We start from the raw sequence: 25,521 nt of genomic DNA, 5'->3' as shown, positions 1-25,521 counted from the left end.
AAGAATCATGCCGATCTCGGCTCCGACCCTTTATCCGCCGTTCAACATTATCCGGCTCAGCCATGTCGAGTTTGGCGTTAAGGATCTCACCGCCTCGCGTGCCTTTTATGTCGATACGCTCGGCCTTCAGGTAACCGACGAAGACGATGAAGTGATTTACCTGCGCGCGCTGGAAGAGCGCGGCCATCACTGCATGGTTCTACGCAAATCCGCAGAAAGCCTCGTCAGGGCCTTGTCGTTCAAGGTCTTCGATGAGGAGCAACTTGATATCGCGCATTCATGGTTCCAAAAACGCGGCCATCCGGTCGCCTGGGTCGAACGGCCCTACCAGGGACGCACGCTCGCGACCACGGACTGCTTCGGCGCGCCGATAGAGTTTTATTTCAAGATGGACCGGCTGGAGCCGATCCACCAGAAATATGCGCTCTATCGTGGAGTGAGGCCGCTTCGGATCGACCACTTCAACTGCTTTTCGCCGGATGTGGACAAGGCCGTCGAGTTCTATGGTGAGATAGGGTTCCGCGTCACCGAATATACGGAGGACGAGGAGAGCGGCAAGCTATGGGCCGCCTGGACCCACCGCAAGGGCGGTGTCCATGACCTGGCCTTTACCAATGGATTCGGCCCACGGCTGCACCATACCGCCTTTTGGGTTCCCACACCGCTCAACATCATAGACCTCTGCGATTTGATGGCGACGACCGGCTATGTCGCCAATATCGAGCGGGGACCGGGCCGCCACGGCATCTCCAATGCCTTTTTCCTTTATATCCTGGACCCCGACCGGCACCGGATCGAGATCTACTGCTCCGATTATCAAACGGTTGATCCCGACCTCGAGCCGATCAAATGGGACCTCAAGGACCCACAGCGTCAGACGCTTTGGGGCGCCCCGGCACCGAAATCCTGGTTCGAGCACGGCTCGCTCTTCGAGGGGGTCGAACCCGTTCATTCCCGTCTCGAAGCAAGCCCGATCATCGCACCTTAAGGAAAGCTCATGCTCACCGACGCCAGCCTCGTGAAGCAAGCGGCCCTGATTGGGAACCGGTAAGTACCCGCCAGCGAGAGTGCGCTTTAGCGCCAGTAAGAATTCAAGGGAGGACCATGGTCATGACAGCAATTCCCGCTCGCATCGCGGCGTTCCGGGCAAATGGCGCCGATCGCTTCGGTGTGGTGACCGAAGAAGGCATCATCGATATGACGCTCGAATATGGCAGCCGCTTCAAGGGCCTGAAGGAGGTGATCGAGGCGGGGGCGCTCGAGGAGGTGATCGGCTCCGCCAAGGGGCGTGCGCCGACCTACCGCGAAGAGGATGTTACTTACCTCATTCCGATCGCAACTCCCGAAAAGCTGATCTGCATCGGCGTGAACTATCCGGACCGCAATGCCGAATACAAGGATGGCCAGTCCCAACCGACGAAGCCCTCCATATTCATTCGTTTCCCGCGGACTTTCACCGGACATGGCCAGAATCTCGTTCGTCCGCCGGAAAGCGAGCAGCTCGACTATGAGGGTGAGGTGGCGATCGTCATCGGCAAGGGCGGCCGCCGCATCGCCAGAGAGCACGCCTATGATCATATCGCGGCGCTCACCCTCTGCAATGAAGGCACGATCCGTGATTGGGTGCGCCATGCGAAATTCAACGTGACGCAAGGCAAGAACTGGGAAAGATCGGGCTCGCTTGGTCCATGGCTGGTGCCTTTTCGCGATGCATCGCAGCTTGATATCGAGCTGACCACGCGTGTGAATGGCGAAGTCCGCCAACAGGACCGCACCAGGAACATGATCTTCGATTTCCGCTATATCATCGAATATGTATCGACCTTCTGCGCGCTTGCACCGGGTGATGTGATCATCTGTGGGACGCCCACAGGCGCGGGCGCGAGGTTCGATCCGCCGGTTTGGCTCAAGCCCGGCGATGTGGTGGAGGTCGAAGCCGAAGGCATAGGCATCCTGCGCAACGGCATTGAGGACGAGTGATGCTGAGCAGGGCTGAGATCGAACTGGCTGCGGCCGATCTGTTGCGTGCCGAAGAGACGTGCGCTCAGATCGGGCTTCTGTCCATCCGGCACCCCGAGATCACGCTCGACGATGCCTATGCGATTCAGTCGGCCCAGATGGCGCAAAAGCTCGCCAGAGGCCGCAAGATCATCGGCTGGAAAATCGGGCTGACTTCGAAGGTCATGCAGGATGCGCTCGGTATCGACACGCCGGACAGCGGCGTGATCTATGACGATATGGATTTTGCCAGCGGCTCGACGGTCCCCGCAGGCCGGTTCATACAGCCGCGGATCGAGACGGAGATCGCCTTCGTCATGAAGTCACCGCTCGACGGCAAGGTGTCACGGGAGGACGTGCTCGCCGCCACGGATTACGTTGCACCTGCCATCGAGATCCTCGATACGCGAATCCAGCGAAAGGATCACGAGACAGGCCAGACGCGCAGGATCTTCGACACCGTAGCGGACAATGCCGCCAATGGTGGAATCGTTCTGGGATGCGAACGGCACGGGCCCGAGGACTTCGATCTGCGCTGGGTTGGCGCTATCGTATCCAAGAACGAGCAGGTGGAGGCAACCGGCCTCGGAGCGGCGATTCTCAACGATCCGGTGCAGGGCATTGTTTGGCTCGCGCGCCGTATGAATCAGTATAATCAGCGGATCGAGGCCGGGCAGGTCGTCCTTGCCGGCTCGTTCATCGCACCGATCGAGTGCCCGCCAGGAACGAAGATCCATGCCGATTTCGGCAGTTTCGGATCTGCTTCGATTACCTTTGCCTGAAAGGATTGCATCATGCCAGCACCGAGGAACAGCTTCAAGGCGCGGTTGAAGAAGGGAGAGACCCAGATCGGTCTTTGGCTGGGACTTGCCGAAGCAACCACGGCGGAGCTCGCGGCGGGAGCGGGCTTTGACTGGCTGGTGATCGACGGCGAACACGGACCCAACGGGCTGCGGGATGTACTCGATCAGCTGCGGGCGATTGGCGACGCCTCCCATCCGGTGGTGCGGGTGCGAGACCATAACCGCGCTGAGATCAAGCAAATGCTGGATCTGGGAGCACAGACGCTGCTCGTGCCGATGATCGAAAGCGGCGCACAGGCCGCCGAGGTCGTAAAATCCATGCGCTACCCGCCCGAGGGGGTTCGTGGCGTCGGCGCGTCACTTGCGCGCGCGTCGCGCTACAATGCAATCTCCGATTATCTGCAAACGGCAAATGACGAAGTCTGCCTTTTGCTTCAGGTCGAAAGCCGCGCGGGCATCGCCGCGCTCGATGAAATCCTGGCGCTCGATGGGGTCGACGGTGTCTTTGTCGGTCCTGCCGACCTCGCTGCCGATATGGGCTATCGCGGCAAACCGGGTGCGCCGGAGGTGCAGGCGGTGGTCACGGACGCACTGGCTCGCATCCGCAGAGCCGGAAAGGCTGCGGGAATTTTGACGTCAGACCAGACGCTCGCCAAAGGTTATGCGGAAATGGGGGTGGAGTTCCTGGCCGTCGGGTCCGACGTGGGGGTGTTTTCTGCCGGGCTGAAAGCTCTGCGTGCCGCTTTCTGAGCCGTAATTCGTTCACGGTGCCCGTGAGCATCTATGAGCGGTTGTTCCGGTTGGGACCCTAAACCTCTGCGGCCAGACTTGTGATCGACGGGATCAGGATGCGGTGAGGACGGCTGCATGCCACTACTGTTATGCCGGTAGCAGCCACAGTTGCCTTCGCCCCAAGGCGAGTGTGTTACGCGCGCGATCCATCGTGCAGGAACGCACCACATGCGATGTTGATCCGCCTGCCGATTCCCTTCCGGCTCAAGCGGCCTCGCACCAGTCTCTCGCCTTCCGCAGATCCTCGACGAAGCGTTCGTATTCAGCCTCGGCGCGTTCCTTTTCGGGCAGCCGCAGGAGATAGGACGGATGCACGGTAACGAGGATGGAGAAGCTGTCGGCAGCAATCACCTGCCCACGGGCCTTGGTGACAGGCACGGGGCGGCCGGTGAGACCCAGCATGGCGGTAGCGCCCAGAGCGACCACGAGCTTCGGCTTGACGGCGCTGATCTCGCGGTCCAGCCAGAAGCGGCACTTCGACACCTCACCGCCGCTCGGCTTCATATGCACGCGCCTTTTTCCGCGCGGCTCAAACTTGAAATGCTTCACGGCATTGGTGACGTAAGTCTTCTGCCGCGCAATTCCCGCTTCGAGAAGCGCGCGCTCGAACACCTGGCCGGCGGGGCCGACAAAAGGCCTGCCGGCAAGGTCCTCTTGGTCGCCTGGCTGCTCGCCCACAAACATGATCTCGGCCTCGGGTGCGCCCTCGCCGGGCACGGCTTGGGTCGCCGGCCCGTGCAGCGGGCACAGTCTGCAGGATTGGATCTCCTCTCGCAGGACGTCGAGCGGCAGGAGCTCGCCAGATTGCGCGGAGATTGATGCCATTCGCTCTGCAAGTCTCTCCGCGAAACGTGGCGGGGTTTCTGGCGCGGTGGTCTCCATTTCGGCGACGCGAGCGCCCGCTGCCCGCACCATATCGGGGATCAACGCCGTCTCGGGCATCGTCGCCCAATGCCGCTTTGGCATCTGCGCCACCATGGCCTTCACGCGCAGGCGAGCCGGGTTGAAAGTGGCACGAAAATATGCCGTCCACAGCTCATCAAGGACCGTATCGCCCGCCTCGGCAGGCCGCGCTGCCGGCGGGCCGAAAGCCAGAACGCCCCCTTGCCAGGCTATGGTCCCGATCGGCGTTGCGATCAGCCAGTCCATATTGCTGAACCGGTCCACGAAAAATGGCGCGGCCAACCGAAGCATGCGATGCTGCGGTTCATGCCAGGCAACGAAAATCCGCGCGCCATCAATTTCCCGCTCGGCGAAGCGCACATAGGCCTGCATGCGGTAGATATCCTTGTCGACCGCCTTTGCGTAGCGCTGCGCCTTGGCGGCGTCGGGATCGGCCGGGTTGTCGAGCACGTGGCGCTCGCCGCGATGGATGCGCCACAGCAGCCGATAGAGCAGCGCGAAACGGTCCGCTTCGCTGTGGCAGACAATTTTGGGGACGAGATTTGCATAGCCACGCGGAACTCTTACGTTCGCAACTGAAACGCGTTCCGGCGCCTCCTCCGCGAACAGCGGCAAGGTGCCACCCACGCTGAAGTGAACATCCTCGGGCGCAATACCGCGTGCAAGGCAGTGCCGCGCGGCCGCACGGAACTCTTCCACGCTGCAATCTTCCCCGAGAGGTATGGACAGCATTTCAGAGCCCCAGGGAAAGCTGCTGCGGAGCGACCAAACGCTGCCTCAGCCTTGGTTGCTCAAGCAGGCTGCCCGGCTGCCAATCGGGTGTCAGTACAAACGGCCGAACGCGCTTGAGCGAACCGGTGAGCCGCGCCAGCTCCGCAAGGCGCAGGCTGCCGTGCCGGCGTGCGGCGATGATCCGGTCCACCGCTTTTACCCCCAGCCCCGGAACGCGCAGCAGCAGTTCCCGGCTGGCCTTGTTGACGTCCACCGGGAAGAAATCGCGATGGGAAAGCGCCCAGGCGAGCTTCGGATCGATCGACAGATCGAGCATGCCGCCGGGCAGAGCCTCCTCCACTTCCGGCAGAGAGAAGCCGTAAAAGCGCAGCAACCAGTCTGTTTGGTATAGCCGGTGCTCGCGGATAAGCGGCGTCGGCTCTGCCGGAAGCACGGCCGATGGGTGACCCGTTGGGCTAAAGGCGGAATAGTAGACGCGCTGCAGTGCATAGGAGGCGTACAGACGTGCGCTGCTGCGAAGAATATCGAGATCAGTGGAGGAATCGGCTCCTACGACGATTTGCGTGCTCTGCCCCGCCGGCGCGAAGCGCCGCAGGCGCGCTTTGCCTCCACGCGAAGGCGCGCTGCCTTCTTCTATGCGGGAGCGGGCACGCGCCAAGCCGCGCTTTATCTCAGTCGCGGATTTTTCCGGAGCCAGCTTTTCGAGGGCCGCCTCGGCCGGCATCTCCACATTCATCGACAGCCGATCAGCGTAAAGCCCGGCCTCGTCCAAGAGCTCAGGGCTCGCGCCCGGAATGGTTTTCAGATGAATGTATCCCCTAAACCCGTGCTCCTCCCGCAGAGCTTTCGCAACGCGCACCAGATCGGCCATGGTTTCGTCCGCCGAGCGGGCAATGCCGGAGGAAAGAAAGAGGCCCTCGATGCAATTACGACGATAAAGATCGAGAGTGAGCTGAACGACCTCCTCCACCTTGAAGCGCGCGCGCGGCGCGTTGCTCGATCTGCGGCTCACGCAATAGACGCAGTCATAGATGCAGAAATTGGTCAGCAGAATTTTGAGAAGAGAAACGCAGCGCCCGTCCGGCGTGAAGGCGTGACAGATACCTTGGCCCGTCACGGACCCTATGCCCTTTTCTGCCTTCCGCTTTTCGCCGCCCGAGGAGACACAGGACGCGTCGTATTTGGCGGCATCGGCCAGGATCTCCAGCTTCTGTAGCAGGTTGAGCGGCATGGCCCGGCTCCAAAGTTCCTGTTTTGTTCTAAATTAGAGCCGTATTGGCGGTGAGGCAAGGGCGAAAAGGCGCCAAGTCGTCGCATGGGGCGCTGCGTCTTATACCGGTCACAACGATGGTCGATAGGCCGTCTTGACATTCGTGAAGAACGCGGTTGCGTAGCGCCCCTGCTCGTGCGGCTGAGAGGCGCCCAGCTGCATTGCCGGTGGCAAAGGATTTCGGGAGCGGTGCGACATCCGCAGAATGCACGATCTGGAGCGAAAGTGGGGAACTGACAGTATGCTGAAGAAGCGGCTAGGAATATCGCGCAATGGGTTGAGGATTGGAACGCATCGCCATTCAATCCTAGCTCGGAGTAGCCTGCTGGTTGCCACGGTGTTGACGTTAGCGGGGCCCACTCCCGCTGCCGCCCAGCCTTTCGAGGGCTGCCCCTCCAATCCAATCTTCGCGGTGTTCAAGGACGTCGGTCGGACCGGTCGGATGCCGCCTGCAATGGGGAGCTGGATTGGAGATCCAGATGCTCAAAAGATCGTTCCTTGGAAAGTCTTCGACAATGTCCATTATGTCGGCGTCTGCTGGGTGTCCGCGTGGGCGATCCGCACCGAGGACGGGGTGGTGCTGATTGACACGCTCCATGAGCCAAATGTCGACCAGCTCATCGCCAATCTCAACGAAGTTGGAATTGGCCTGGACGAAATCAAATATGTGCTGATGACGCACGGCCATTACGACCATGTGGGCGGAGCCTTCAAGCTTAAGCCTTTGCTGCCCAACGCGAGATTCGCAATGACGCGAGCCGGCTGGGATGAAGCACTGGAATCGGCAAAACAGTCCGAGGGCACACCGCGTGCCTGGCAGATGATTCAGCCGGACATGGTGGTTAAGGACGGCGATGTGATCAAGCTGGGCGGCAATGGTTTTGGCATTCTGGAAACGCCCGGCCATACCTGGGGCACGGCTTCTTATACCTATGATGTCAAAGATGGCGGGAACACCTATCGGGCCATTACGGTCGGGGGGCTGGCCCTCACATCCGTTAATGGCTCACAGCAGGTGGAGTCCTATATCGCCAGCGTCGATCGTATCAAGCGGCTTGTCCAGCAGCCGGGCAATCCGATTGCGGTTCATTTAACAACCCATTCCTTTTCGGCCGGCCTGATGGAAGCTCGCGAAAAGCTCGCCGCTCGCCAACCCAATCAAACGCATCCGCTGGTCGACCAGCAGGACTTGCTCGCACAGCTTGACCTCTTGCGGGGCGGCGCTTTACGGCGGCTTGAAGTGGAGCGCCGAGCCGGGCGGTAAAGCGCTGGGCCAGTCGCAATTTTTGTTGAGAGCTCGCGTTGCTGAGGTCAGACGAGCCGGCGCGTCGGCCTCTCCAGCTTGATCGCCAGACCGTTCTGGAACCGGCGAACTGATTGCCGCTGTTCATATTCCCGTTCCGCTTCGAGCAGGACAACCCAGAACTAATTCAGCTCCGCGGCTGTGTCCTATCCTTTGGAAAGTACAATTCTTCGCCGAAAACTTCCATTCCGCTGCGACCTGAGCGTGCTAGCCTTCCTGTGTTGAAAGCCGAAAAAAACTGCCGGCAAGGTCAGAGGGAGGCGCTTCGACGGGCCGGAGGGCATAGGGAGGAATTTTCATGACCGCCACCTCACGCAGGGCAATCCTGCGCACACTTGGTATTTCCGTTTGCATGTTTGCCGTTGCTGCAGCGGCACCTGCCGTCAGCCAGGAGCGGACGTCCGTCAAGATCGGTTATGCGATCTCCAAGACGGGGCCAAATGCCGGCGGCGCCGGCATCACCACGCTGCCGAACTATGAGCTCTGGGTCAAGGAGGTGAACGAGGCCGGGGGTCTTGAGCTGCCCGACGGTTCACGACTGCCGATCGAGGTGGTCGAATATGATGACCGCTCCTCGGCCGAAGAGGTGGTGCGCGCTATCGAGCGTCTGGCCACGCAGGACGAGGTGGATTTCATCCTGCCGCCCTGGGGCACCGGGTTCAACCTAGCCGTGGCCCCGTTGTTCGATCGGTTCGGCTATCCGCAACTCGCTGTTTCCTCGGTCACCGACAAAGCACCGGAATTCGTTCAGCGCTGGAAGCGCAGCTTCTGGATGCTGGGCGGGGGCAGCGACTATACGGATGCGCTTGCCGGCCTTTTGAAGAAGACCAACGACGAGGGCAAAATCAACAATAAGGTTGCCATGATCTCGGTGGCGGACGGCTTCGGCATCGACCTCGTCACCGCCGCACGTCCTTCGTTCTCGGAGGCGGAGCTGGAGGTGGTCTACGACGTCACCTATCCGGCGGGTACAACCGACTTCACATCCATGATCAACGAGGCGGCGGGAAGCGGAGCGGATACGTTCGTGGCCTTCTCCTATCCGCCGGAAACCTTCGCGATCACTCAGCAGGCACAAGTGGCGAAATTCAATCCCAAGGTGCTCTATCTCGGAGTCGGCACGGGTTTCCCGAACTATGGCGCCGATCTCGGGCCGAATGCCGAGGGCGTGATGAGCCTCGGCGGAATTGACCCGAACAATCAAGCGAATACGGCCTACCGCAAGCGGCATGAGGAGGTAACCGGCCGTGCGCCAGACTTCTGGGGCAGTGTGGTGACCTTTGCCAGCCTCCAGATGCTGCAGGAGGCCGTAAAGCGCCGTGGCCTGGACCGCGAGGCCGTTTCCGACGAGCTTTCCAACGGCACGTTCGAAACGGTGCTCGGCGAGGTGAAGCTTGAGGACAATCAGCTGCGCAAGCTGTGGTTCGGCGGGCAATGGCAGAACGGGAATTTTGTCGCCGTGGCTCCGGTAGACCGCGAAGGCGTTTCCCAAGCCATCATGCCAAAGGCGTCCTGGCAGTAAGCCCCAGGACGGGAGGCGGCCGATGCTTGTCACTACGATCATCAATGGCTTGGTGCTTGGCGGCACCTACGCGCTCGTCGCCATGGGGCTCACCATTCAATACGGCATCGCGCGCATTATGAATCTCGCCTATGGCGAGACAATCATCGCCGCCGCCTTTCTCGCCTTTGTCCTGAACGGGGCGCTTGGCATCGCCCCGCTCCCAAGCCTGCTCATAGCAGCACCCGCGGGGTTCGCGCTCAGCTACGTCATTTATGGGCTGATGCTGCGCCCTCTTGTCCGGCGATCCGGGGGAGGGGCGGGGCTGGAGGTGAATTCCATTCTCGCTACCTTCGGCCTTCTGTTCGTTATCCAAGGCATCATGCTGGTTCTCTTCGGCGGAGATTATATCAGCTACAGCTACATGAATTTCGGCGTCGATGTTCTTGGCGCGAGCGTGGCGGCCAACCGCCTGCTCGCACTGGTTCTTGCCGTCGTCCTGGGCGGCGGGCTCTACCTTCTCCTGACGCGCACGCTCTGGGGCACTGCCCTTCGTGCGGTGGCCGTTGCGCCGCAGTCCGCGCCGCTGGTCGGGATCGACGCCAATCGTGCTGCTCGTTTTGCCTTTGCCCTGGGCGGGGCACTGGCCACCTGCGGCGGCGTCGTTATTTCCATGTATCAAACCTTCACGGCCAGCTCCGGCGTGATCTTCACCATGAAGGCGCTGATCGTCGTGATCCTAGGGGGTGTGGGCAATCTTGCCGGAGCGCTCTCGGCCGGTCTCTTGCTTGGCCTGGTCGAAACCCTGGTCGCCACTTATGTGAGCCCAGGGCTGACGCTCGCCGCCGTCTATCACATCTTTCTCGGCGTTCTGCTCTGGCGTCCCTCCGGCTTGTTCGGGAAGGCGCGGCGATGAAAAGCGCGTTCGTCTGGGTTGCGCTTGTGCTCGTCCTTGCCGCGCTCGCGGCCGCTCCCTTCTTCATGCAAGCCTATGGGCTCGGGCTGCTCATCGGCTTGATGGGGTATGTGACGCTTGCGAGCGCGTGGGCGCTGTTCTCGGGCCGCACGGGTTACATTTCACTTGCAACGGTCGCCTTCTTCGGCATCGGAGCCTATATGGTGGCCGCGTTCAACGAGGTGTTGCCATATCCGCTCGTGCTCGTGGTGGCGGCGCTGGCGGGACTTGCCCTGGCGCTGGTCGTCGGCCTTTCCACGTTGAGGCTTGCCGGCGTCTATTTCGTGATCTTTACCTTCGGCCTCGCAGAGCTCGTGCGCCAGCTCGTCACCTGGTACGAAATCAACGTGACGGGCACGCTCGGGCGCTACATCTTCATGTCACTGGGGCCCGAGCACATTTATTGGCAGCTCCTGGCGCTCGCGGCGGCTACCCTCTTCATCACCTGGCGTATAGACCGCTCTCGGCTCGGGCTGGCTTTGCGCGTCATCGCCGATGACGAGGTGGTGGCGGCGCATCTGGGGATTAACCTCGCACGCACCAAGCTCGCGCTTTTTGCGCTCTCGTCGGTCATTATTACATTGGTGGGCGCGGTCCAGGCGCCGCGATGGACCTATATTGAGCCAGCCATCGCCTTCAATCCCACCGTTTCCTTCCTCACGCTCGTGATGGCTCTGTTGGGCGGGGCTTCGCGGCTGTGGGGTCCGGTGCTCGGCGCGGTGCCGCTCTTCCTGCTGTTCGAGTGGTTGTCGGCAAATTTCCCCAACCACTACTCGATCCTCCTGGGGCTTCTCTTTATCGCCATCGTCTTCGCGGTTCCCAAGGGGATTGTCGCGCTGGTTGAGACGCGCTTCAGGACCAATGAGCGTGCGTTCCGACCTGTTGCAATGGAGGCGGAGGGCAAGCCGTGAGTGCGACGCTGCTTACCTTATCAAGCCTTTCCAAGCGCTTCGGCGGTCTCGTCGCTGTGAACGAGGTGAGCTTTCAAGTCGCCGCGGGTGAAATCGTCGGGCTGCTTGGGCCCAACGGGTCCGGCAAGACGACTGTGCTCAACATGATCTCGGGCAGCCTGAGACCGACCGCCGGATCCATCGATCTGGCGGGAGCGCGCCTTTCGGGCCTGGCCGCGCATCGGATCGCCGCGCTGGGCGTGGCGCGCACCTTCCAGCTGGTGCGCATCCTGCCTTCGCTCACAGTGGGGGAAAATGTGCTGGCCGCTCTTGCCTTTCGCAGCAAGCCATTATGGGGGCGGGAAGCGCGGGACAGGGCCGACGCCCTGCTTGAGGAAGTAGGCCTTGCCGGGCGCGGCGAAGAACGCGCGGCGGATCTCACCTATATCGACCAGAAGCGGATGGAGCTGGCGCGCGCTTTGGGCGCCGAGCCACGCCTGCTGCTGCTCGATGAGTGGCTTGCGGGCCTCAATCCGGCTGAACTCAGGCTCGGTATAAACTTGATCGCCGCATTGCGCGAGAAAGGCATGACCATCCTCCTCGTGGAGCATGTCATGGAGGCGGTGCGTGCGCTTTGCGGCCGTGCCGTCGTGATGAATGCCGGCGTCAGGATCGCGGAAGGCGCAACTGCCGACGTGCTCGCGGACGCAGAGGTTGTTCGCGCCTATTTGGGAGGCGCTGATGATTGAGGTGCGAAACCTGTCTGTCAGTTACGGGAAGCATGTGGCGCTGACCAACATCGCGATCTCCGTTGCCGACGGCGAGGCTGTGGTTATCCTGGGTGCCAACGGCGCGGGGAAATCCTCTCTGCTGAAGGCGATTGCGGGACTGGCGCAACCTGCGCCAGGCGCGCAAGTGAGGCTCGGCGGCCGTCCTCTCTTGGGCCTTCCCGCCCATGAGGTGCTGGAAGCAGGCATCGCGCTCGTGCCCGAGGGGCGCGGCATTTTTGTCGACCTGACCGTTTCGGAAAACCTCGATCTTGGCGCCTATGCGCGCCGCGCTCGGACCAATGCAGCCCGCAATCGCGATCTCGTGTTCGAGCTCTTTCCCCGGCTTGCCGAACGCCGTCGCCAGATTGTGGCAACCATGTCCGGCGGCGAGCAGCAGATGGTGGCGATTGGCCGCGCGCTTATGTCTTCGCCGCAGCTTCTTATGCTCGACGAGCCGAGCCTGGGGCTTGCCCCCGTAATGGTCGGGGAGCTGTTTTCGGCACTCGGACGGATTCGGCAGACCGGTGTGTCTTTGCTGATGGTGGAACAAAATGTGCGCAAGAGCCTGAGCCTGGCCGATCGCGGCTATGTACTCGAGGCCGGCCGCATAGTGGGGGAGGGGGACGCTACCTCGCTCAAAGATAATCCCCTCGTCCAAAACGCCTTTCTCGGAATGGCTGAGGACGCCTGAAGATGGAGACAATGATGGATGTGCTTGGACTGACGATCGACGGAGAAGAACGCGCTGCATCCGACGGCCGCGTTTTCGAACGCTATAACCCGGTGACGGGCGACGTCGCCACTCGAGCAGCTGCGGTGAACGTGGATGACGCCATCGCGGCTGTGGACGCGGCGGCAGCCGCATTCCCGGCTTGGTCACAGACCTCACCGGGCGAGCGGCGGGCCATTCTCACGGCGGCGGCGGACCGGCTGCAGGCGATGTCGGACGATATCGTGGCGGCGATGGCCGCCGAGATCGGAGCCACAGCCGGCTGGGCGCTGTTCAATGTCGGGCTTGCCGCGGATATGCTGCGCGAAGCTGCGGGGCTTACGACCCAGATTAAGGGAGAGATCATTCCCTCCAACCGGCCGGGATCGCTTGCCATGGCGATCCGTCAGCCCGCCGGCGTGGTGCTTTCGATTGCACCGTGGAACGCGCCGATCATCCTCGGTGTGCGCTCCCTCGCAGCTCCGCTTGCCTGCGGCAACACGGTGGTGATGAAGACTTCGGAAATCTGCCCGCGCACCCACAGCCTCATCGTTCAGGCGCTGAACGAAGCAGGACTGCCCAAAGGCGTGCTCAACGCCGTTTCAAACGCGCCGGAAGACGCGGCCGAAATCGTCGAGACGCTCATCGCCCAGCCCGCCGTCCGCCGCGTGAACTTCACCGGCTCGACTCGCGTGGGCCGCATCATTGCCGAGCTATCCGGGCGGTATCTGAAGCCCGCACTGATGGAGCTTGGCGGCAAGGCGCCGCTCGTGGTCCTCGACGATGCAGACCTCGATGCGGCGGTGGCCGCCGCCGCTTTTGGCTCTTTCATGAATCAGGGCCAGATCTGCATGTCGACGGACCGCATCGTCGTCGACGAAAAGGTTGCCGACGAATTCGTCGGAGCGCTCGCGGCAAAGGCCAAAACGCTGAAGGCCTCCGACCCACGCGAAGGGAACACCCCGCTCGGCTGTGTGGTGGATGCGGGCGCTGCCAGCCGCATCAGCCAGCTCATCAGCGACGCAGTGGCCAAGGGCGCAGTGCTTTCGGCCGGCGGCGGGGTGGACGGTACGATCATCCAGGCAACGGTGCTCGACAAGGTAACGCCTTCGATGCGCATCTATTCGGAGGAAAGTTTCGGGCCGGTGGTGGCCGTTCTCCGCGTGGGCAGTGTGGAGGAGGCCGTGCGTGTGGCGAATGACACGGAATACGGCCTTTCCGCCGCCGTCTTCGGCCGAGACGTCAACCGCGCTATGTCTGTTGCGCGCCGCATCCAATCCGGCATCTGCCATATCAACGGCCCAACGGTGCACGACGAGGCGCAGATGCCCTTCGGCGGTGTGAAGGCCTCCGGCTGGGGCCGCTTCGGCGGCTCCGCCGGCATTCACGAGTTCACGGAACTGCGCTGGGTGACGATCCAGGACGGTCCCTTGCACTATCCGTTCTAGGGCGGGCATGGGAAGGCTTCAGGAAAAAACCTGCATCGTCACCGGCGGTGCAGGGAGCATCGGCAGCGCGACCGCGCGCCTTTTTCTTCAAGAGGGCGCGCGGGTGCTTCTTGTCGACCGGGATGCGGCAGGCCTCCAGCGCCTGGCAGCCGAGCTCGGCGGGCGCGAGCGGCTGGCCTGGGCGGCGGCCGACGTTTCCGACGCCGCGCAAACAGCCGCTTATGTGGAGAAGGCTGTCCAGACCTTCGGTCCCGTCGACGTTCTGTTCTCGAATGCCGGAAATTTCGGTGTCGTCCGCCCGATTGCCGACTATCCCGATGAGGTGTTCGAGGCGGTAATGGCGGTGCATGTGCGGGGGGCCTATCTCGCTGCAAAGCACACGGTTCCGAAGATGCGCGATGGCGGCTCCATCATCATTACTTCGAGCGTGGCCGGGGTGAGGGGAGATGCGGGCGTTTATGCCTACATCACAGCAAAACATGCCCAGGTCGGCCTGATGCGGTGCCTTGCCAAGGAGCTCGCACCACGCGGCATCCGCGTCAACACCATCCATCCGGGGCCGGTCGAGAATGGATTTCAGCTCTCCGTGGAGGAGGGTGTGGGCAAGGCGCTGGACGTCGACGGGGCGGAATTCTTCAACCGCCTCATTCCGCTTGCCCGCCATGCCACGCCTCAGGAAATCGCCCGCTCGGTGCTCTACCTCGCCTCGGACGAATCGAGTTTCACGACCGGCACCACACTGATGGTGGACGGCGGCATGAGCGTGTGAAACGGCTGCTAGCCTGGTTGCGGCCTGGCGCTTATCGGAACAGCGTCTCGATGTACTCCGCGCCGATACCGACCTTCTCATAGTGGTTGCGGCACAGCTCGATATAGTTATGGACGTCGAAGAACCCATCCGGCTCGCCATTCTCGTTAAGCCAGATGAGCGGCCCTTGCACCTGAAAGAACACTTTCATGGGGTCGGGATGGTCATAGGCGACCAGCGTGTGGCCTTCGCCGGGCGTCTCGTAAACGAAATCGCCCGCGGTCGCCGTCCAATCGTGCTCGAGATAACCCCACTTTCCGGAGATGGTGTAGGCAAAGACCTCATGCGGGTGATAATGGCGATTCACGAGCCCGGCCTTCTTGGCCATCAGGATGTCGCACCACTTGTTCTGCGTGGGCGAGATCCATAGCGGTCGCGAAAATACCGTTTCGGTGAAGGGAACATAATAGCGCTCGTCTTCCGTAGCCGCGTCAGCAAGATAGACCTCGGGCTTCGCGTCTCGCTGGAACACCTTCTTGATCGGCTTCAGGTCGCGCCAGAACTCGCTCGTTGGGGCTTCGGGCATCGGACTCTCCTCCTACGGCCGCACTCTCACTACAGAAACGCAGGGCTGTGCTTTTGTTCGACATGCCGGATGGCTTTGTCGAGAATTGCAGAAGATCGGCACCGGCCTTCACACGTCCTGTCCAGGGCGGCTCTAGCGCAGCAGGTGTGGCAGGAACAGCGTGATTGCCGGAAAGGCAATCAGCAGCGCGATCCTCACAACCTCCGCGCCGAAGAAGGGCATGACACCCTTGAACGTCTCCCGCATGGGCACGTCCTTCGCCATGGCGCTGATGATAAAGACGTTGAGCCCCACCGGCGGCGTTATGAGCCCGAGCTCCACGACGATCAGGATAATGATGCCGAACCAGATCTTGGTGTCGTTAGGCGTCAGCCCGAAATCGAGCCCCGCGATCACCGGCCAGAAGAACGGAATGGCCAGGATGATCATCGACAGGCTGTCCATCAAGCAGCCCAGCAGGAGGAAGGCGAAGATAACCAGGAGGAGGATCGCCATGGGCTGAAGGCCGCTTGCCTGCAACATCTCCGCGCCCGCCTGCGGCACGCCGGCGCGCGACATGAAGATCTTGAGCAATTCCGCTCCCAACAGGATGAGGAAGATCATGCCGCCGGTGCGCGCCGTGTCGAGCAGGCTGTCGCGTATGCCGGCAAGTGACAGCCGGCGCGCCACGAGGCCATAGGCAAGCACCAGGAACACGCCGATCGCCGCCGCTGCGGTCGGGTTGTAGATGCCGGCATAGATGCCGCCGATCACGATCGCGAACACCACAAGCACCGGAATTACATTGATCGAGGCGGACCACAGTTCAGCGGCGCTGACCGGCTCTCCCTTTGGGCCCGCACCGGATACGAAACGCGAATAGAGCGCAACCGTCGCCAGGAACATCGCTGTTGCGATGAGACCGGGAATCAGGGCTGCGGCGAACATGGTTACTATGTTCACCTCTACGATGATCGCATAGACAATCAGCACCACGGAGGGCGGAATGAGAATGCCGAGCGTGCCGCCGGCCGCCAGTGTGCCGGTGGCAAGCGCGTCGGAATATTTGTAGCGCCTGAGTTCAGGCAGGGCGACCTGCCCCATGGTGGAGGCGGTCGCCGTCGAGGAGCCGCAGACGGCGCCGAAGCCTGCGCAAGCGGCCACCGCCGCCATCGCCACTCCGCCCCTGAAGCGGCCGAACCAGGCATGAGCCGCCCGGAAGAGATCCGTCGACAGGCCGGAGCGTGCGGCTAGCCCTCCCATCAGGAGGAACATGGGCAGCACCGAAAGGTCGTAATTCGCAAACTGCGCGTAGGCGAGATCCTTGAGCTGATTGAGAACGATGAAAGGCCCGGATTGGATGGCCACACCACCGATCCCTACGAGAAGCATTGTGTAGGCGATCGGCACCCGGACAACAATGAGTCCGAGCAGGAGGCCGAGTCCTACAAGACCAAGAACGAGGCTGTTCACGAGCGCTCCGCTCCCGATTCATACTGAGGGTTTTGAACCCTGCGAAGCCCTTCGGCCAAGTTGATGAAAGACGCGGCTGCAAGCAGCGCAAGCGACAGGAGAATCGGCGGAAAAGCCGTCCACAAGGGCAGTCGCAGCACGGGCGTAACCTCCTGGAATCGGATATAGCTTTGAAAGCCCTGCAACATCTGCACGAAAAGCAGCACCGCAAAGGCAAGGGCGAAAAGCGAGGAGAAGGCGCTCATTGCTTGCTTGGCGCGTTCGCTCAGATCGTCCGTAAAGAAGTCGAGCGTGATGTTCGCTCCGCTGATCTGGCAGTAGGGCAGGAACATGAAGATGGCGATGGCCGTGACGTGCTTGACCAGCTCGTGATCGGCCGAAAAGGGCCGCCCGAAAAAGAGGTTCGACGCGGCACTTGCCGCCGCCATGACGGAAAGGATCAAGATCAGAACGCCGCCCGTCATCGCCCACCAGCGGGAGAGGCTGGCAATCAGGGCGGCGATCTGCGCGAGGACCGGCGTAACGGGCGGCTTATCGCCCGTCTCCGCCTGTCTGCCGGGTATCTTGCTCAAGACTGGTGCGCCGCCAGCGCCTGCCTGGCGGCCTCGACCAGCTCGGCGGGGTCGAAGCCCGCATTTGAATGTTCCGCGACCCACCGGTCGACGACCGGCGCGAGCGCGGTATTGAAGGCACCCATTTCCTCCTCGGTGAGCACCACATGCTCGTTACCTTGCTCCACCGCGAGTTGAATGCCACGGTCGTCGATACCGCGCCAGATCTGGCCGACTTCGCGCAACCAGTCCTCGCCGGAGTGCTTGTTGAAGACCTCCTTGAGATCATCAGGCAGTTCTTCCCACCGCCCCTGGTTCATCGAGACCTGGAAGGTGGTCGTGCCGAAGCGGTTGTTATCAGGTCCTTCGATCTGGTATTTCGTGGTTTCCCAAAGCTGCAGCGCAGGAATGATCTCCCAGGGTATCAGCGCTCCATCGACGGCGTTTGTGGATAGCGCCTGAGGCAGGTCCGGCACCGGCATGGTGACGGGTGTTGCGCCCATGGCCTCGACCACCGCATTACCGGTCGGGCCGGGCACACGCAGCTTCTTGCCTTTGGTATCGTCGGGCGTGCGAACGAGTTCACTGGCCATATGAAGCGCCTGACCGGCATGGACATGCATGAAAAGCACGTGCACATCGGCGAATTCAGGAGCGAGATGGCTTTCGAACAGATCGCGCATGGCGAGATTCGCCGCCACGATGTCATTGGTGAAAATTGTCGGAAGCTCGAACACCTCCGAGCGCGGGAAAAGGCCCGGCGTGTAGCCGTTGACAGCCCAGATAATGTCGACGACGCCTTCCGCCGCCTGCCGGAAAAGCTGGTTCGGCGCGCCCCCAAGCGACATAGCGGGGTAGAGCTCTATCTTCACTCGGCCGCCGGAATCATCCTCGATCCGCTTGGCCCAAGGCTCCAGCATCTGCGTCTGAGCTGGTGCTTGGGGGCCCAAAAAGTGATGCAGCTTCAGCGTGTACTCTGCGCTCTGCGCGAAGCCGGAGCGAATATAAGCCGGCAGCGCCAGCGCGGACGCCGAACCTACCAGAAAATCTCTGCGCCTGATCATATTTTCCTCCCGTCTGCGATCCTGATGATCACCCGTCATTCTATATGCGACTTTCCTCCACGCATATAATCCGACACAAGCTAAGGCAGTGGTTCAAGGGTAAGAATAGACATTATCGGCCTTTTTTTGTACTTTTCATGGTTGTGACGGGGAGGGAAAATATAATGAACCGATGGCAGAGGCCGCCACCGGATCCGGAGGTCCAACTTCTCAAGGGGGAGCTGGCGGCCAGCGAGTGGACCTTTTCCGAATCCGGCTATCGCAGCTTCATATTTCTTTCCGGCAGCGGATCGGTGCGCAGCGGCGATGGAGAGGTGCCTTTCGCCGCTCCGTGCCTAATCTGGCTGCAGGCCAGACGCGGCGGCAGCTTGCGGGCGAATGCGGGCTCCCGCGGGGTCTCTCTGTCGGTGTCCGAAATCAGCTTCGCGCGAGCCGTTGGCATGGGCCCGAACGCACGCGCTATCCGCGAGGCGCTGTCGCGGCCGCTCCTCGTTGTGAAGCTCGAATCAAAGCAGGCCCGGCGGCTGGCGGACAGCGTCGAGGGTATTCTGGAGGAGGGCATGCAAGACTGGCCCGGCATGGATGACGCCGTGCGGCACAGGCTGGCTCTTCTGCTGATCGGCGCCTGGCGGCTTTCAGGACCGGTCATGCGCGAAGCGCAGCCACTGCCGCGCACGATCATGCATCGCTTCCTGCACGCGGTGGAACTGCACATGCGCGAGCACTGGACGATCGCGCGCTATGCGCAGGAAGTTGGCATCACCGCCGAATGTCTCAACGCCACGGTCAGGCGCGTGACGGGCCGCTCGCCGCTGGCTATCGTACATGCGCGGCTGACTCAGGAGGCAATCAGCCTTCTCGACAGCAGCAATCTTCCGATCGCCGACATAGCCGAGACGCTAGGATTTCACGATCCGGCCTATTTCAGCCGCTTCTTCAAGCGCCAGACCGGGCGCTCACCGAATAAACACCGTCAGAATTCCGCACTGCGCTCGCATAGCGGTCATTCCTTCGCTGCCTGGCCGTGAACAGCACGCGCAGCGCCGACCGTTTCAGCCGTCGCGTTCCCGCAGGTCATGCGTTCTTAAATCTGCCCAAGGAAATACCGGCTGAATCTGCGCGTGGCATACCACCCCGCGCCTATCCCAATCAGGCAGAATCCAAAACCGAACAGAAGGCGCTCATGCTTGGCAAGTTCCCCGCCGACGAGCTGTTCAGCGCCCAGGCCGAAGACATATCCGATACCGATGAAGAGGAGCGCCCAAATCAACGAGGAAGCAGCATTGAGAGCCATGAATTTCGGCAGGCTGATACTGGAAAGGCCAGCTACGACACCGCCAATGAGCCGGAAACCATAAACATAGCGGTTGATGAGGACATAAGGCGCAGGATACCGCTCTACCATCCGGCAGGCATAGGAGAAGGCGGGCTTTTGGCGCGCCTTCCGTACCATGGAACTGCCTGAGAAGTATTTTCCGGCCAGGAAGAAAAGCGTATCGCTCATGAAGGACCCGGCGAAGGCCATTGCGATCACCTGCCACGTTTCAAGCAGCCCCTGATGGGCAAAAAAACCGCCAAGGATGGCTACGCTTTCGCCTTCGGCGACGCAGCCCAGGAAGACGGCAATCAATCCAAAGCGCTCGATAAGAAGGTGAATCGCATCGATCATCAACGGTTTCCATTCTGGTGCAATACGGGAGAACCAGACGAATTCGCCACAGGTGATTGCGGCGGGCAAGGGGAAGGCCTGCGCGGTGAGTTTTCCATCGCGAGCTCAATGGTTAGAGGCCGCCAGCAGTGCTGATCATCTTGATAATGTATAGCATGTTATACTTTGTGACTTTGTTTAAATTCATGATTCAGCTTCACTAGGGTAGATCGACGGTAGTCCTCGTCTGAAACGAGATTACGCGGCCTGATGCCAGGGCAGTCCGTCGCCCTTTGATGGCAACGGCGCGCCAGGCATTTTCATGGAGGGACAGTCAATGAGAACCATTATATTGGCCACGGTCATGATGCTGGCCATTCCGGCATCTGCCTTTGCCCAAGATAATTGCAGTGCTGCCGAGGATCAGGCCACCATGAACGAATGTGCCGATGCCGCGTTCAGGGAAGCCGACAAGAAACTCAATGAGCTTTATAAACAGATCGAAGCCCGTCTCTCAGACGATGCGGAAACGAAGAATCTGCTTGTGCAAGCCCAGCGCGATTGGGTCAAGTTCCGCGACGCGGAGTGCAGTTTCCAGACAGCGTCTGCTGCCGGGGGAAGCGTTATGCCAATGCTCACCGCCACATGCATGGAAAGCCTCACGCAAGTGCGTGTCGAAGCCTTCGAGGGTTATCTGAATTGCGAAGAAGGCGATCTGAGCTGTCCGGTTCCGACCGCGAACTGATCCGTCATCAAGATTGAGGTGCTCTTCCCGCTCATCGTGTCGACTTCGGCACTTTTTTCAAACGGAAAAGTTATCGCGCCGGATGGGAATGCGTCCTAGGACTGCCGCATTTCCTGCAGAGAGATCGCGAGCTTACTTGAGTTTGGTGCGCAGACGCTGAGTGGATTGATAGTTATGATGGAAGCAATTTCTTTAATCAGTTTTCGGAACAGTGTTTTTGCCGCCTATGGGCGGTGAATGTAATTAATGTGCTTTCGCGGGACGCCGGCGGCTGATCGCACTGTCAGGCGCTTTCGTCCCCTTCCCGCCGAGTGAGTGGAGAGCGGAGGCTTTCTCTTACGGCACACCGGGCCGGTTGGCTACATCCCGTAAGCACCAGCGGGCATTAAGCAATGCAGCTAAAGAGATATATCTGGCCGATAATCGGCTTTGCCGCGGTGGTTTTTTCTGCCTGGCTTCTCTACCACGAATTACGAGGGCTTTCGCTCGATGAGCTCTGGGGTAGTCTCGCCGCCATTCCAATGCCTAACTGGCTGTTGTGCGTGGCTTCCACGCTTTTGGCCTATGGCGCGCTGGCAGCGTATGATCATCTGGCGCTTACACATCTGAGAAAACGGGTGGGCTGGCTTTATATCACCGTCACCTCGTTCACCACCTATGCGTTTTCACACAATATCGGCGCGTCGGTGTTTTCCGGCTCCGTTGTCCGCTACAGGGCCTATACCGCCAAGGGGCTGACCGGAGCCGAGGTCGGGGTGCTGGTGGCGTTCTGCTCTTTTACCTTTGCTCTAGGTATTGTCGTCCTCACCGGCGTCGTGCTGTTAGTGGAACCAGGAATCGCAGACCGCTTCGTCGACGTGCTCCCGGTGGAGGCATCGGCGGTGACTGGTGCGCTATTGCTGGTCGGAGTTCTGCTTTATGTGGTGGGCAGCGCGTTGAAATTCAGGCCATTGCATATCGGCAAGGTCGAGCTGTCATATCCGCGTCTTTCGATTGCACTGAAGCAACTGCTGATCGGCCCGTTGGAGATCATCGGCGCGGCAGCGATTATCTATTTTGCGCTGCCCGCAGCAGGCAATCCGGGCTTTGTTACCATCACCGGCATTTTCCTGATCTCGTTTTCGCTGGCGCTTCTTTCGCACGCTCCGGGCGGGTTGGGGGTGCTTGAACTTGCTTTCATCTCCGGCTTGCCCGAGATGGACCCGGCCGACGTGCTGGCTGCCCTGCTGGTCTTCAGGCTGCTATATCTCATCATCCCATTTATCGCCGCTTTGATCGTTGTTCTCGGCTTTGAGCGCCAGCAATTCGCGAACGAGCGGGCTTGAGGCTCACGATATAAAGCGCCGGTCGGTGCCATCGGGGGCGCCTCGGGCATGATCGTCAATTCTCGTTACGAGCCCAAGCCGCCAGAGGAAAACCGCCGACGCGGAGCCGGTTAGCCCGGTACCACAACCAACCGGTTCGCGTGGCGCCGGGCGATGATAGCGCAGACGAACAGCTGTATCTGATGGAACAGCATCAGCGGGACAATGATCAGGCTCACCGGCTTGCCAATGAAGAGGATGTTGGCGATAGGCAATCCGCTGGCGAGGCTTTTCGTAACTCCGCAGAAGAACAGCGCCATCCGATCCTCGCGCGGAAGTTTAGCCAATCGACCCACCCCACTGCCGAGGAGAATTATTACGGCGAGCAGCAGGACATCGGCGCCGATGACAATGGCGAGCATCTGCCCGTCGATCTGGCTCCAAATGCCGGCCACCATGCCGGCGCTGAAAGCGGAGTAGACGATGAGGAGGATGGAGCCGCGATCAACGGAAAGCGTGAACATCTTCTGCCGCACAATCCAGCCTCCGATCAGAGGCCTCGCCAGTTGTCCCAGGATGAAGGGCAGCAAAATCTGGAGAGCTATCCCTTTGATCGCATCGGTATTGATGCCGCTTCCGCTGGTTTGCAGAAGGAGTGCGGCGAGTGCCGGCGTCAAGAAGACACCGATGACATTGGAGAGTGAGGCCGCACAAACAGCCGCGGGAACGTTCCCCTGGGCAAGAGACGTAAAGGCAATCGACGCCTGCACTGTGGATGGCAGCACCGCGAGGAAGAGCAGTCCTATGCCGAGAAACTCATCGAGAAACGGCTTTAGAGAATAGAAGAGCCCCAATCCGAGCAGAGGAAAGACGATGTAGGTGAAGGCGAGCACCAGGAACTGGAGCCGCCAATTCGTCAGACCCGCCACCACGGCCGAAGTGTTAAGCTTGGCGCCATAGACAAAGAACAGCAGGGCGATAGCATAATAAGCCACGTGGGACAGGACGACTGCTCCGCGGCCTGTTGCCGGCAACACAGTCGCCAAAAACACAGTGGCTATGAGCAGCAGCATATAGGTGTCGATGCCGATGCGCTTCAGCCGCGCGAACAAGGACATTCGTGCTCTCCGTCTGCGCGGCTATTCGGCCGCGGTCACAACCAGCCGATCAGGCGCCTGGAAACGCCGCATAGGGATGAACTTGAAATGGCCTGATCTACACATCCGAGAGCGCATCGATCTTGCCGCAGATCTGTCGTTTCCGCTCTTCCATGTCCCGTCCGATTTCGTCCGCCCGATGCCCGCCCTATAGACTACGCCCCCATGAACCACAATGCCGTGGGGTGTTTTCGTTGATTGCTCAAAGACACCGCTTCCTAAGGACGTTGGGTGCGGCCTAGTTTTTCGGACTCGCCCGCGCTCTTGCACGTCATCTGAAGCAAATGCTTCAGGAACGTGCCGAGAGCTTCTTGAGCGCTTTCGCTTTCCTCGCTTAAAGCGGTGATGCCCCACCGCGCCAGAACCGCCTCCTCCACGGGATTTCGGTTCGGCATGAAAACGAAGGAGGGCGGGCGGTCCTTTTCGTAGCCGGAATCGCGCCAGGTCTGCCAGAGACGGTGGAGCAGAAGCCTGATGTTCATGTCGGACAGGCTATAGCCGATAAAAAGGATTGTGCGGCCCAGCGCATCGGCGCGAAATTTCACGTCGAGAGGGGAATCGAAGGAGAGCCGGTTGAAGTAATCCGTTTCCGTCAGGACCAGCGAGGCATCCTCATCGAAATCGCCGTGATATTTTATGATCTGCGTCACGCCGTCGGCAATCCGGCTGATATCTCGAGCATTGGCGACCTTCACGAAATCGCGTCCATAGAGTTCGAAGGCGACTTCAAGGTTCCGATCGTAGTTCGTGGTGTAGATGATTGGAAAGTCGAGTTCGACGATCAGTCGATGGAGGAGAGATTCTTTCACCTTTTCGCGCGAAACGCTCCAGTTCCGGTCCATCCAACTCCGCAGCGGGCCTAAGCTGCCCTGCTTCAGACGGTAATATTCGGCGAGTGTCTGGTAGCTATAGCGGGAAGATTTGGTGGTTTCAGGATCGATACCGAGTTCCTGCTCCATCTGTCTGATCAGCTTGTCCCATGACGGCAGGCCGACACTCATGGATACCCCCGCACCAACGAACAGGACGGCGCTTCTGCGCTTAATTGCTTCAGCAAGCTGTTGCATCGGATCGGACATGCAGTGCTCCTGGGGCCGTCCGAACTAACGAGCGCCAATCGACTACGTTCCGGTACGGGTAGCGGGGAAGTTAATCCGCCGGCCAGAAGCGCGGCGGGCCTCAGTCAGCCTTCCGTGCGTTCCCGCAGAGGCGCCGTTTCCCCCGCAAGCCAGGTTCGAAACGCTTCCAGGGGAGGGTAGCTGGCGCGGGCTTCGGGCCAGACCAGCCAATAGGAGCCGTCGCCCCGCACGGCGCGTTTGAGAAGCGGCACTAGGCGACCGTCGGCGATTTCCGGCTCCGCGAGGTATTCGGGCAGAAGGGCCACGCCGAGGCCTGCCACAGCCGCCTGTGTCATGGGGGCATATTGGTCGAATAGCATGCCGCGGCTCGGTGTGGCCTCGGCGCCCTGAGCCGTGAACCAAACGGACCAGGCATTTCGCCGCGACTCCATCTGAAAGAGTTGCAGGCGCCTCAGATCCTCTGCGGTTTCAACAGGGACCTTGGCCAGAAGAGAAGGGGCCGCGCAGGCGGTAAGCTGTTCTTCGAACAGTTTCATGTGCTCTGCATCGCGCCAGTCGTCCGACCCGAAATGGATTGCGGCATCAAAGCCTTCGGCGGAGAAATTGAAGCGCTTCAGCCGTGTTGCGAGATTGATGGTGATGCCTGGATGCGCACCGAGAAAGGAGCCGAGGCGCGGCGCCAGCCAGCGTGTGCCGAAGGCAGGCAGGATGGCAAGCGAAAGCACACCGCCACCCGGATTGGTCGTAAGCTCTATGCTGGCGCGCTGGATCAGGTCCAGCGCTCGCGTGATATCGCGTCCATAAGATCGAGCGGCTTCTGTTACGATGAGGCGGCGGCGATGGCGGATGAAGAGCTGTTGCCCAAGCTGCTCCTCCAGGTTCTGCAAAAGCCTGCTGACGGCGCCCTGCGTCAGGTCGAGCTCGCGCGCCGCGGCGGCGGTCGATCCCGTCCGAAGCACGGCCTCAAAGGCCGAGAGGAGGCTGATAGAAGGAAGAAAGCGGCGCGGGCGGGTCATCACATATGAGTTTTATGCATCAACTTACGCTCAAATAGGATTTTTCCGGCCCGTATGCTACAGGTAAACGCATCTGCAGGTGATCCTTCACGCGATC

25 protein-coding genes are annotated in these 25,521 nt (G+C 60.8%); 15 read left to right on the top strand and 10 right to left on the bottom strand.

The genetic code is table 11. From position 1 onward, the window contains the following. Positions 1 to 7: 7 nt before the first annotated feature. The 4 genes from hpaD to GNP00_RS07880 all read left to right on the top strand — a co-directional run bounded on the left by hpaD (position 8) and on the right by GNP00_RS07880 (position 3,551). Positions 8 to 988, top strand: coding sequence for a 3,4-dihydroxyphenylacetate 2,3-dioxygenase (hpaD, locus tag GNP00_RS07895; RefSeq protein ID WP_011581831.1), 981 nt, complete (start codon positions 8 to 10; stop codon positions 986 to 988). Between the two features lie 122 nt (positions 989 to 1,110). Next, positions 1,111 to 1,980 carry a fumarylacetoacetate hydrolase family protein gene (locus GNP00_RS07890; protein WP_011581830.1) on the top strand — a complete coding sequence of 290 codons (870 nt, stop codon included), beginning with the start codon at positions 1,111 to 1,113 and terminating at the stop codon, positions 1,978 to 1,980. Beyond that, positions 1,980 to 2,780 (top strand): 2-oxo-hept-4-ene-1,7-dioate hydratase, encoded by an 801-nt coding sequence (gene hpaH, locus GNP00_RS07885; protein ID WP_011581829.1) that lies wholly within the window; start codon positions 1,980 to 1,982, stop codon positions 2,778 to 2,780. Before GNP00_RS07890 ends, hpaH begins: the two co-directional genes overlap by 1 nt. A 12-nt stretch (positions 2,781 to 2,792) precedes the next feature. Then, positions 2,793 to 3,551, top strand: coding sequence for an aldolase/citrate lyase family protein (locus GNP00_RS07880; protein WP_011581828.1), 759 nt, complete (start codon positions 2,793 to 2,795; stop codon positions 3,549 to 3,551). Positions 3,552 to 3,797: 246 nt separating this feature from the next. Here GNP00_RS07880 and GNP00_RS07875 read toward each other — a convergent pair whose 3' ends face one another. Further along, positions 3,798 to 5,228, bottom strand: a complete 1,431-nt coding sequence (locus GNP00_RS07875) for a UdgX family uracil-DNA binding protein (RefSeq protein ID WP_011581827.1) — start codon at positions 5,226 to 5,228, stop codon at positions 3,798 to 3,800. Position 5,229: 1 nt separating this feature from the next. After that, positions 5,230 to 6,459, bottom strand: coding sequence for a putative DNA modification/repair radical SAM protein (locus GNP00_RS07870; protein WP_011581826.1), 1,230 nt, complete (start codon positions 6,457 to 6,459; stop codon positions 5,230 to 5,232). 280 nt (positions 6,460 to 6,739) lie between these two features. On the opposite strand from GNP00_RS07870, the gene GNP00_RS07865 reads away from it, so the two are divergent. The 8 genes from GNP00_RS07865 (at position 6,740) to GNP00_RS07830 (ending at position 14,843) form a co-directional block, all read left to right on the top strand. Then, on the top strand, positions 6,740 to 7,762 hold the full coding sequence (locus GNP00_RS07865) for an MBL fold metallo-hydrolase (protein WP_083764485.1): 1,023 nt from the start codon (positions 6,740 to 6,742) through the stop codon (positions 7,760 to 7,762). 337 nt (positions 7,763 to 8,099) lie between these two features. Beyond that, the gene (locus GNP00_RS07860; RefSeq protein ID WP_011581824.1) at positions 8,100 to 9,323 is read left to right on the top strand and encodes an amino acid ABC transporter substrate-binding protein; all 1,224 of its coding nucleotides are present in this window, start codon (positions 8,100 to 8,102) and stop codon (positions 9,321 to 9,323) included. Between the two features lie 22 nt (positions 9,324 to 9,345). Next, positions 9,346 to 10,218 (top strand): branched-chain amino acid ABC transporter permease, encoded by an 873-nt coding sequence (locus GNP00_RS07855; RefSeq protein ID WP_011581823.1) that lies wholly within the window; start codon positions 9,346 to 9,348, stop codon positions 10,216 to 10,218. Next, positions 10,215 to 11,168, top strand: coding sequence for a branched-chain amino acid ABC transporter permease (locus GNP00_RS07850; protein ID WP_011581822.1), 954 nt, complete (start codon positions 10,215 to 10,217; stop codon positions 11,166 to 11,168). The genes GNP00_RS07855 and GNP00_RS07850 overlap by 4 nt, the downstream gene beginning before the upstream one ends. Continuing rightward, positions 11,165 to 11,896 (top strand): ATP-binding cassette domain-containing protein, encoded by a 732-nt coding sequence (locus tag GNP00_RS07845; RefSeq protein WP_011581821.1) that lies wholly within the window; start codon positions 11,165 to 11,167, stop codon positions 11,894 to 11,896. The genes GNP00_RS07850 and GNP00_RS07845 overlap by 4 nt, the downstream gene beginning before the upstream one ends. Next, positions 11,889 to 12,608, top strand: a complete 720-nt coding sequence (locus GNP00_RS07840) for an ABC transporter ATP-binding protein (protein WP_011581820.1) — start codon at positions 11,889 to 11,891, stop codon at positions 12,606 to 12,608. Before GNP00_RS07845 ends, GNP00_RS07840 begins: the two co-directional genes overlap by 8 nt. 14 nt (positions 12,609 to 12,622) lie before the next feature. Next, positions 12,623 to 14,074 carry an aldehyde dehydrogenase gene (locus tag GNP00_RS07835; RefSeq protein ID WP_011581819.1) on the top strand — a complete coding sequence of 484 codons (1,452 nt, stop codon included), beginning with the start codon at positions 12,623 to 12,625 and terminating at the stop codon, positions 14,072 to 14,074. 7 nt (positions 14,075 to 14,081) lie between these two features. After that, entirely contained in the window at positions 14,082 to 14,843 is a 762-nt protein-coding gene (locus tag GNP00_RS07830; RefSeq protein ID WP_011581818.1) for an SDR family NAD(P)-dependent oxidoreductase, read from the top strand. Between the two features lie 31 nt (positions 14,844 to 14,874). Here the strand turns inward: GNP00_RS07830 and GNP00_RS07825 are convergent, their stop codons facing one another. The 4 genes from GNP00_RS07825 to GNP00_RS07810 all read right to left on the bottom strand — a co-directional run bounded on the left by GNP00_RS07825 (position 14,875) and on the right by GNP00_RS07810 (position 18,475). Beyond that, the gene (locus GNP00_RS07825) at positions 14,875 to 15,408 is read right to left on the bottom strand and encodes a 2,4'-dihydroxyacetophenone dioxygenase family protein (RefSeq protein WP_011581817.1); all 534 of its coding nucleotides are present in this window, start codon (positions 15,406 to 15,408) and stop codon (positions 14,875 to 14,877) included. A 132-nt stretch (positions 15,409 to 15,540) separates the two neighbouring features. After that, entirely contained in the window at positions 15,541 to 16,860 is a 1,320-nt protein-coding gene (locus tag GNP00_RS07820; protein ID WP_011581816.1) for a TRAP transporter large permease subunit, read from the bottom strand. After that, entirely contained in the window at positions 16,857 to 17,432 is a 576-nt protein-coding gene (locus GNP00_RS07815; protein ID WP_166015831.1) for a TRAP transporter small permease, read from the bottom strand. Before GNP00_RS07815 ends, GNP00_RS07820 begins: the two co-directional genes overlap by 4 nt. After that, positions 17,429 to 18,475, bottom strand: coding sequence for a TRAP transporter substrate-binding protein (locus GNP00_RS07810; protein ID WP_166015829.1), 1,047 nt, complete (start codon positions 18,473 to 18,475; stop codon positions 17,429 to 17,431). The genes GNP00_RS07815 and GNP00_RS07810 overlap by 4 nt, the downstream gene beginning before the upstream one ends. A gap of 164 nt (positions 18,476 to 18,639) precedes the next feature. Between GNP00_RS07810 and GNP00_RS07805 the strand changes: the two genes are divergently transcribed. Continuing rightward, a complete protein-coding gene (locus GNP00_RS07805) occupies positions 18,640 to 19,503 on the top strand; it encodes a helix-turn-helix domain-containing protein (RefSeq protein ID WP_011581813.1) in 864 nt (287 codons plus the stop codon). A gap of 56 nt (positions 19,504 to 19,559) precedes the next feature. Here the strand turns inward: GNP00_RS07805 and GNP00_RS07800 are convergent, their stop codons facing one another. Then, positions 19,560 to 20,144, bottom strand: coding sequence for a DedA family protein (locus GNP00_RS07800; RefSeq protein WP_011581812.1), 585 nt, complete (start codon positions 20,142 to 20,144; stop codon positions 19,560 to 19,562). A gap of 316 nt (positions 20,145 to 20,460) precedes the next feature. Here GNP00_RS07800 and GNP00_RS07795 point away from each other — a divergent pair, with 316 nt between their 5' ends. Continuing rightward, a complete protein-coding gene (locus tag GNP00_RS07795) occupies positions 20,461 to 20,868 on the top strand; it encodes a lysozyme inhibitor LprI family protein (RefSeq protein ID WP_011581811.1) in 408 nt (135 codons plus the stop codon). A gap of 392 nt (positions 20,869 to 21,260) precedes the next feature. Next, positions 21,261 to 22,193, top strand: coding sequence for a lysylphosphatidylglycerol synthase transmembrane domain-containing protein (locus tag GNP00_RS07790; RefSeq protein WP_011581810.1), 933 nt, complete (start codon positions 21,261 to 21,263; stop codon positions 22,191 to 22,193). Positions 22,194 to 22,303: 110 nt separating this feature from the next. On the opposite strand, the gene GNP00_RS07785 is transcribed toward GNP00_RS07790, so the two are convergent. The 3 genes from GNP00_RS07785 to GNP00_RS07775 form a co-directional block, all read right to left on the bottom strand. Then, positions 22,304 to 23,290, bottom strand: a complete 987-nt coding sequence (locus GNP00_RS07785) for a bile acid:sodium symporter family protein (protein ID WP_011581809.1) — start codon at positions 23,288 to 23,290, stop codon at positions 22,304 to 22,306. 257 nt (positions 23,291 to 23,547) lie between these two features. Further along, positions 23,548 to 24,408 carry an SIR2 family NAD-dependent protein deacylase gene (locus GNP00_RS07780; protein WP_011581808.1) on the bottom strand — a complete coding sequence of 287 codons (861 nt, stop codon included), beginning with the start codon at positions 24,406 to 24,408 and terminating at the stop codon, positions 23,548 to 23,550. 104 nt (positions 24,409 to 24,512) lie between these two features. Next, positions 24,513 to 25,424 (bottom strand): LysR family transcriptional regulator, encoded by a 912-nt coding sequence (locus GNP00_RS07775; protein WP_011581807.1) that lies wholly within the window; start codon positions 25,422 to 25,424, stop codon positions 24,513 to 24,515. Positions 25,425 to 25,521: the final 97 nt, after the last annotated feature.

This window comes from Chelativorans multitrophicus (assembly GCF_011317445.1).
Classification (GTDB): Bacteria; Pseudomonadota; Alphaproteobacteria; order Rhizobiales; family Rhizobiaceae; genus Chelativorans; species Chelativorans multitrophicus.
This window is presented reverse-complemented; position numbering and strand designations above follow the sequence as displayed.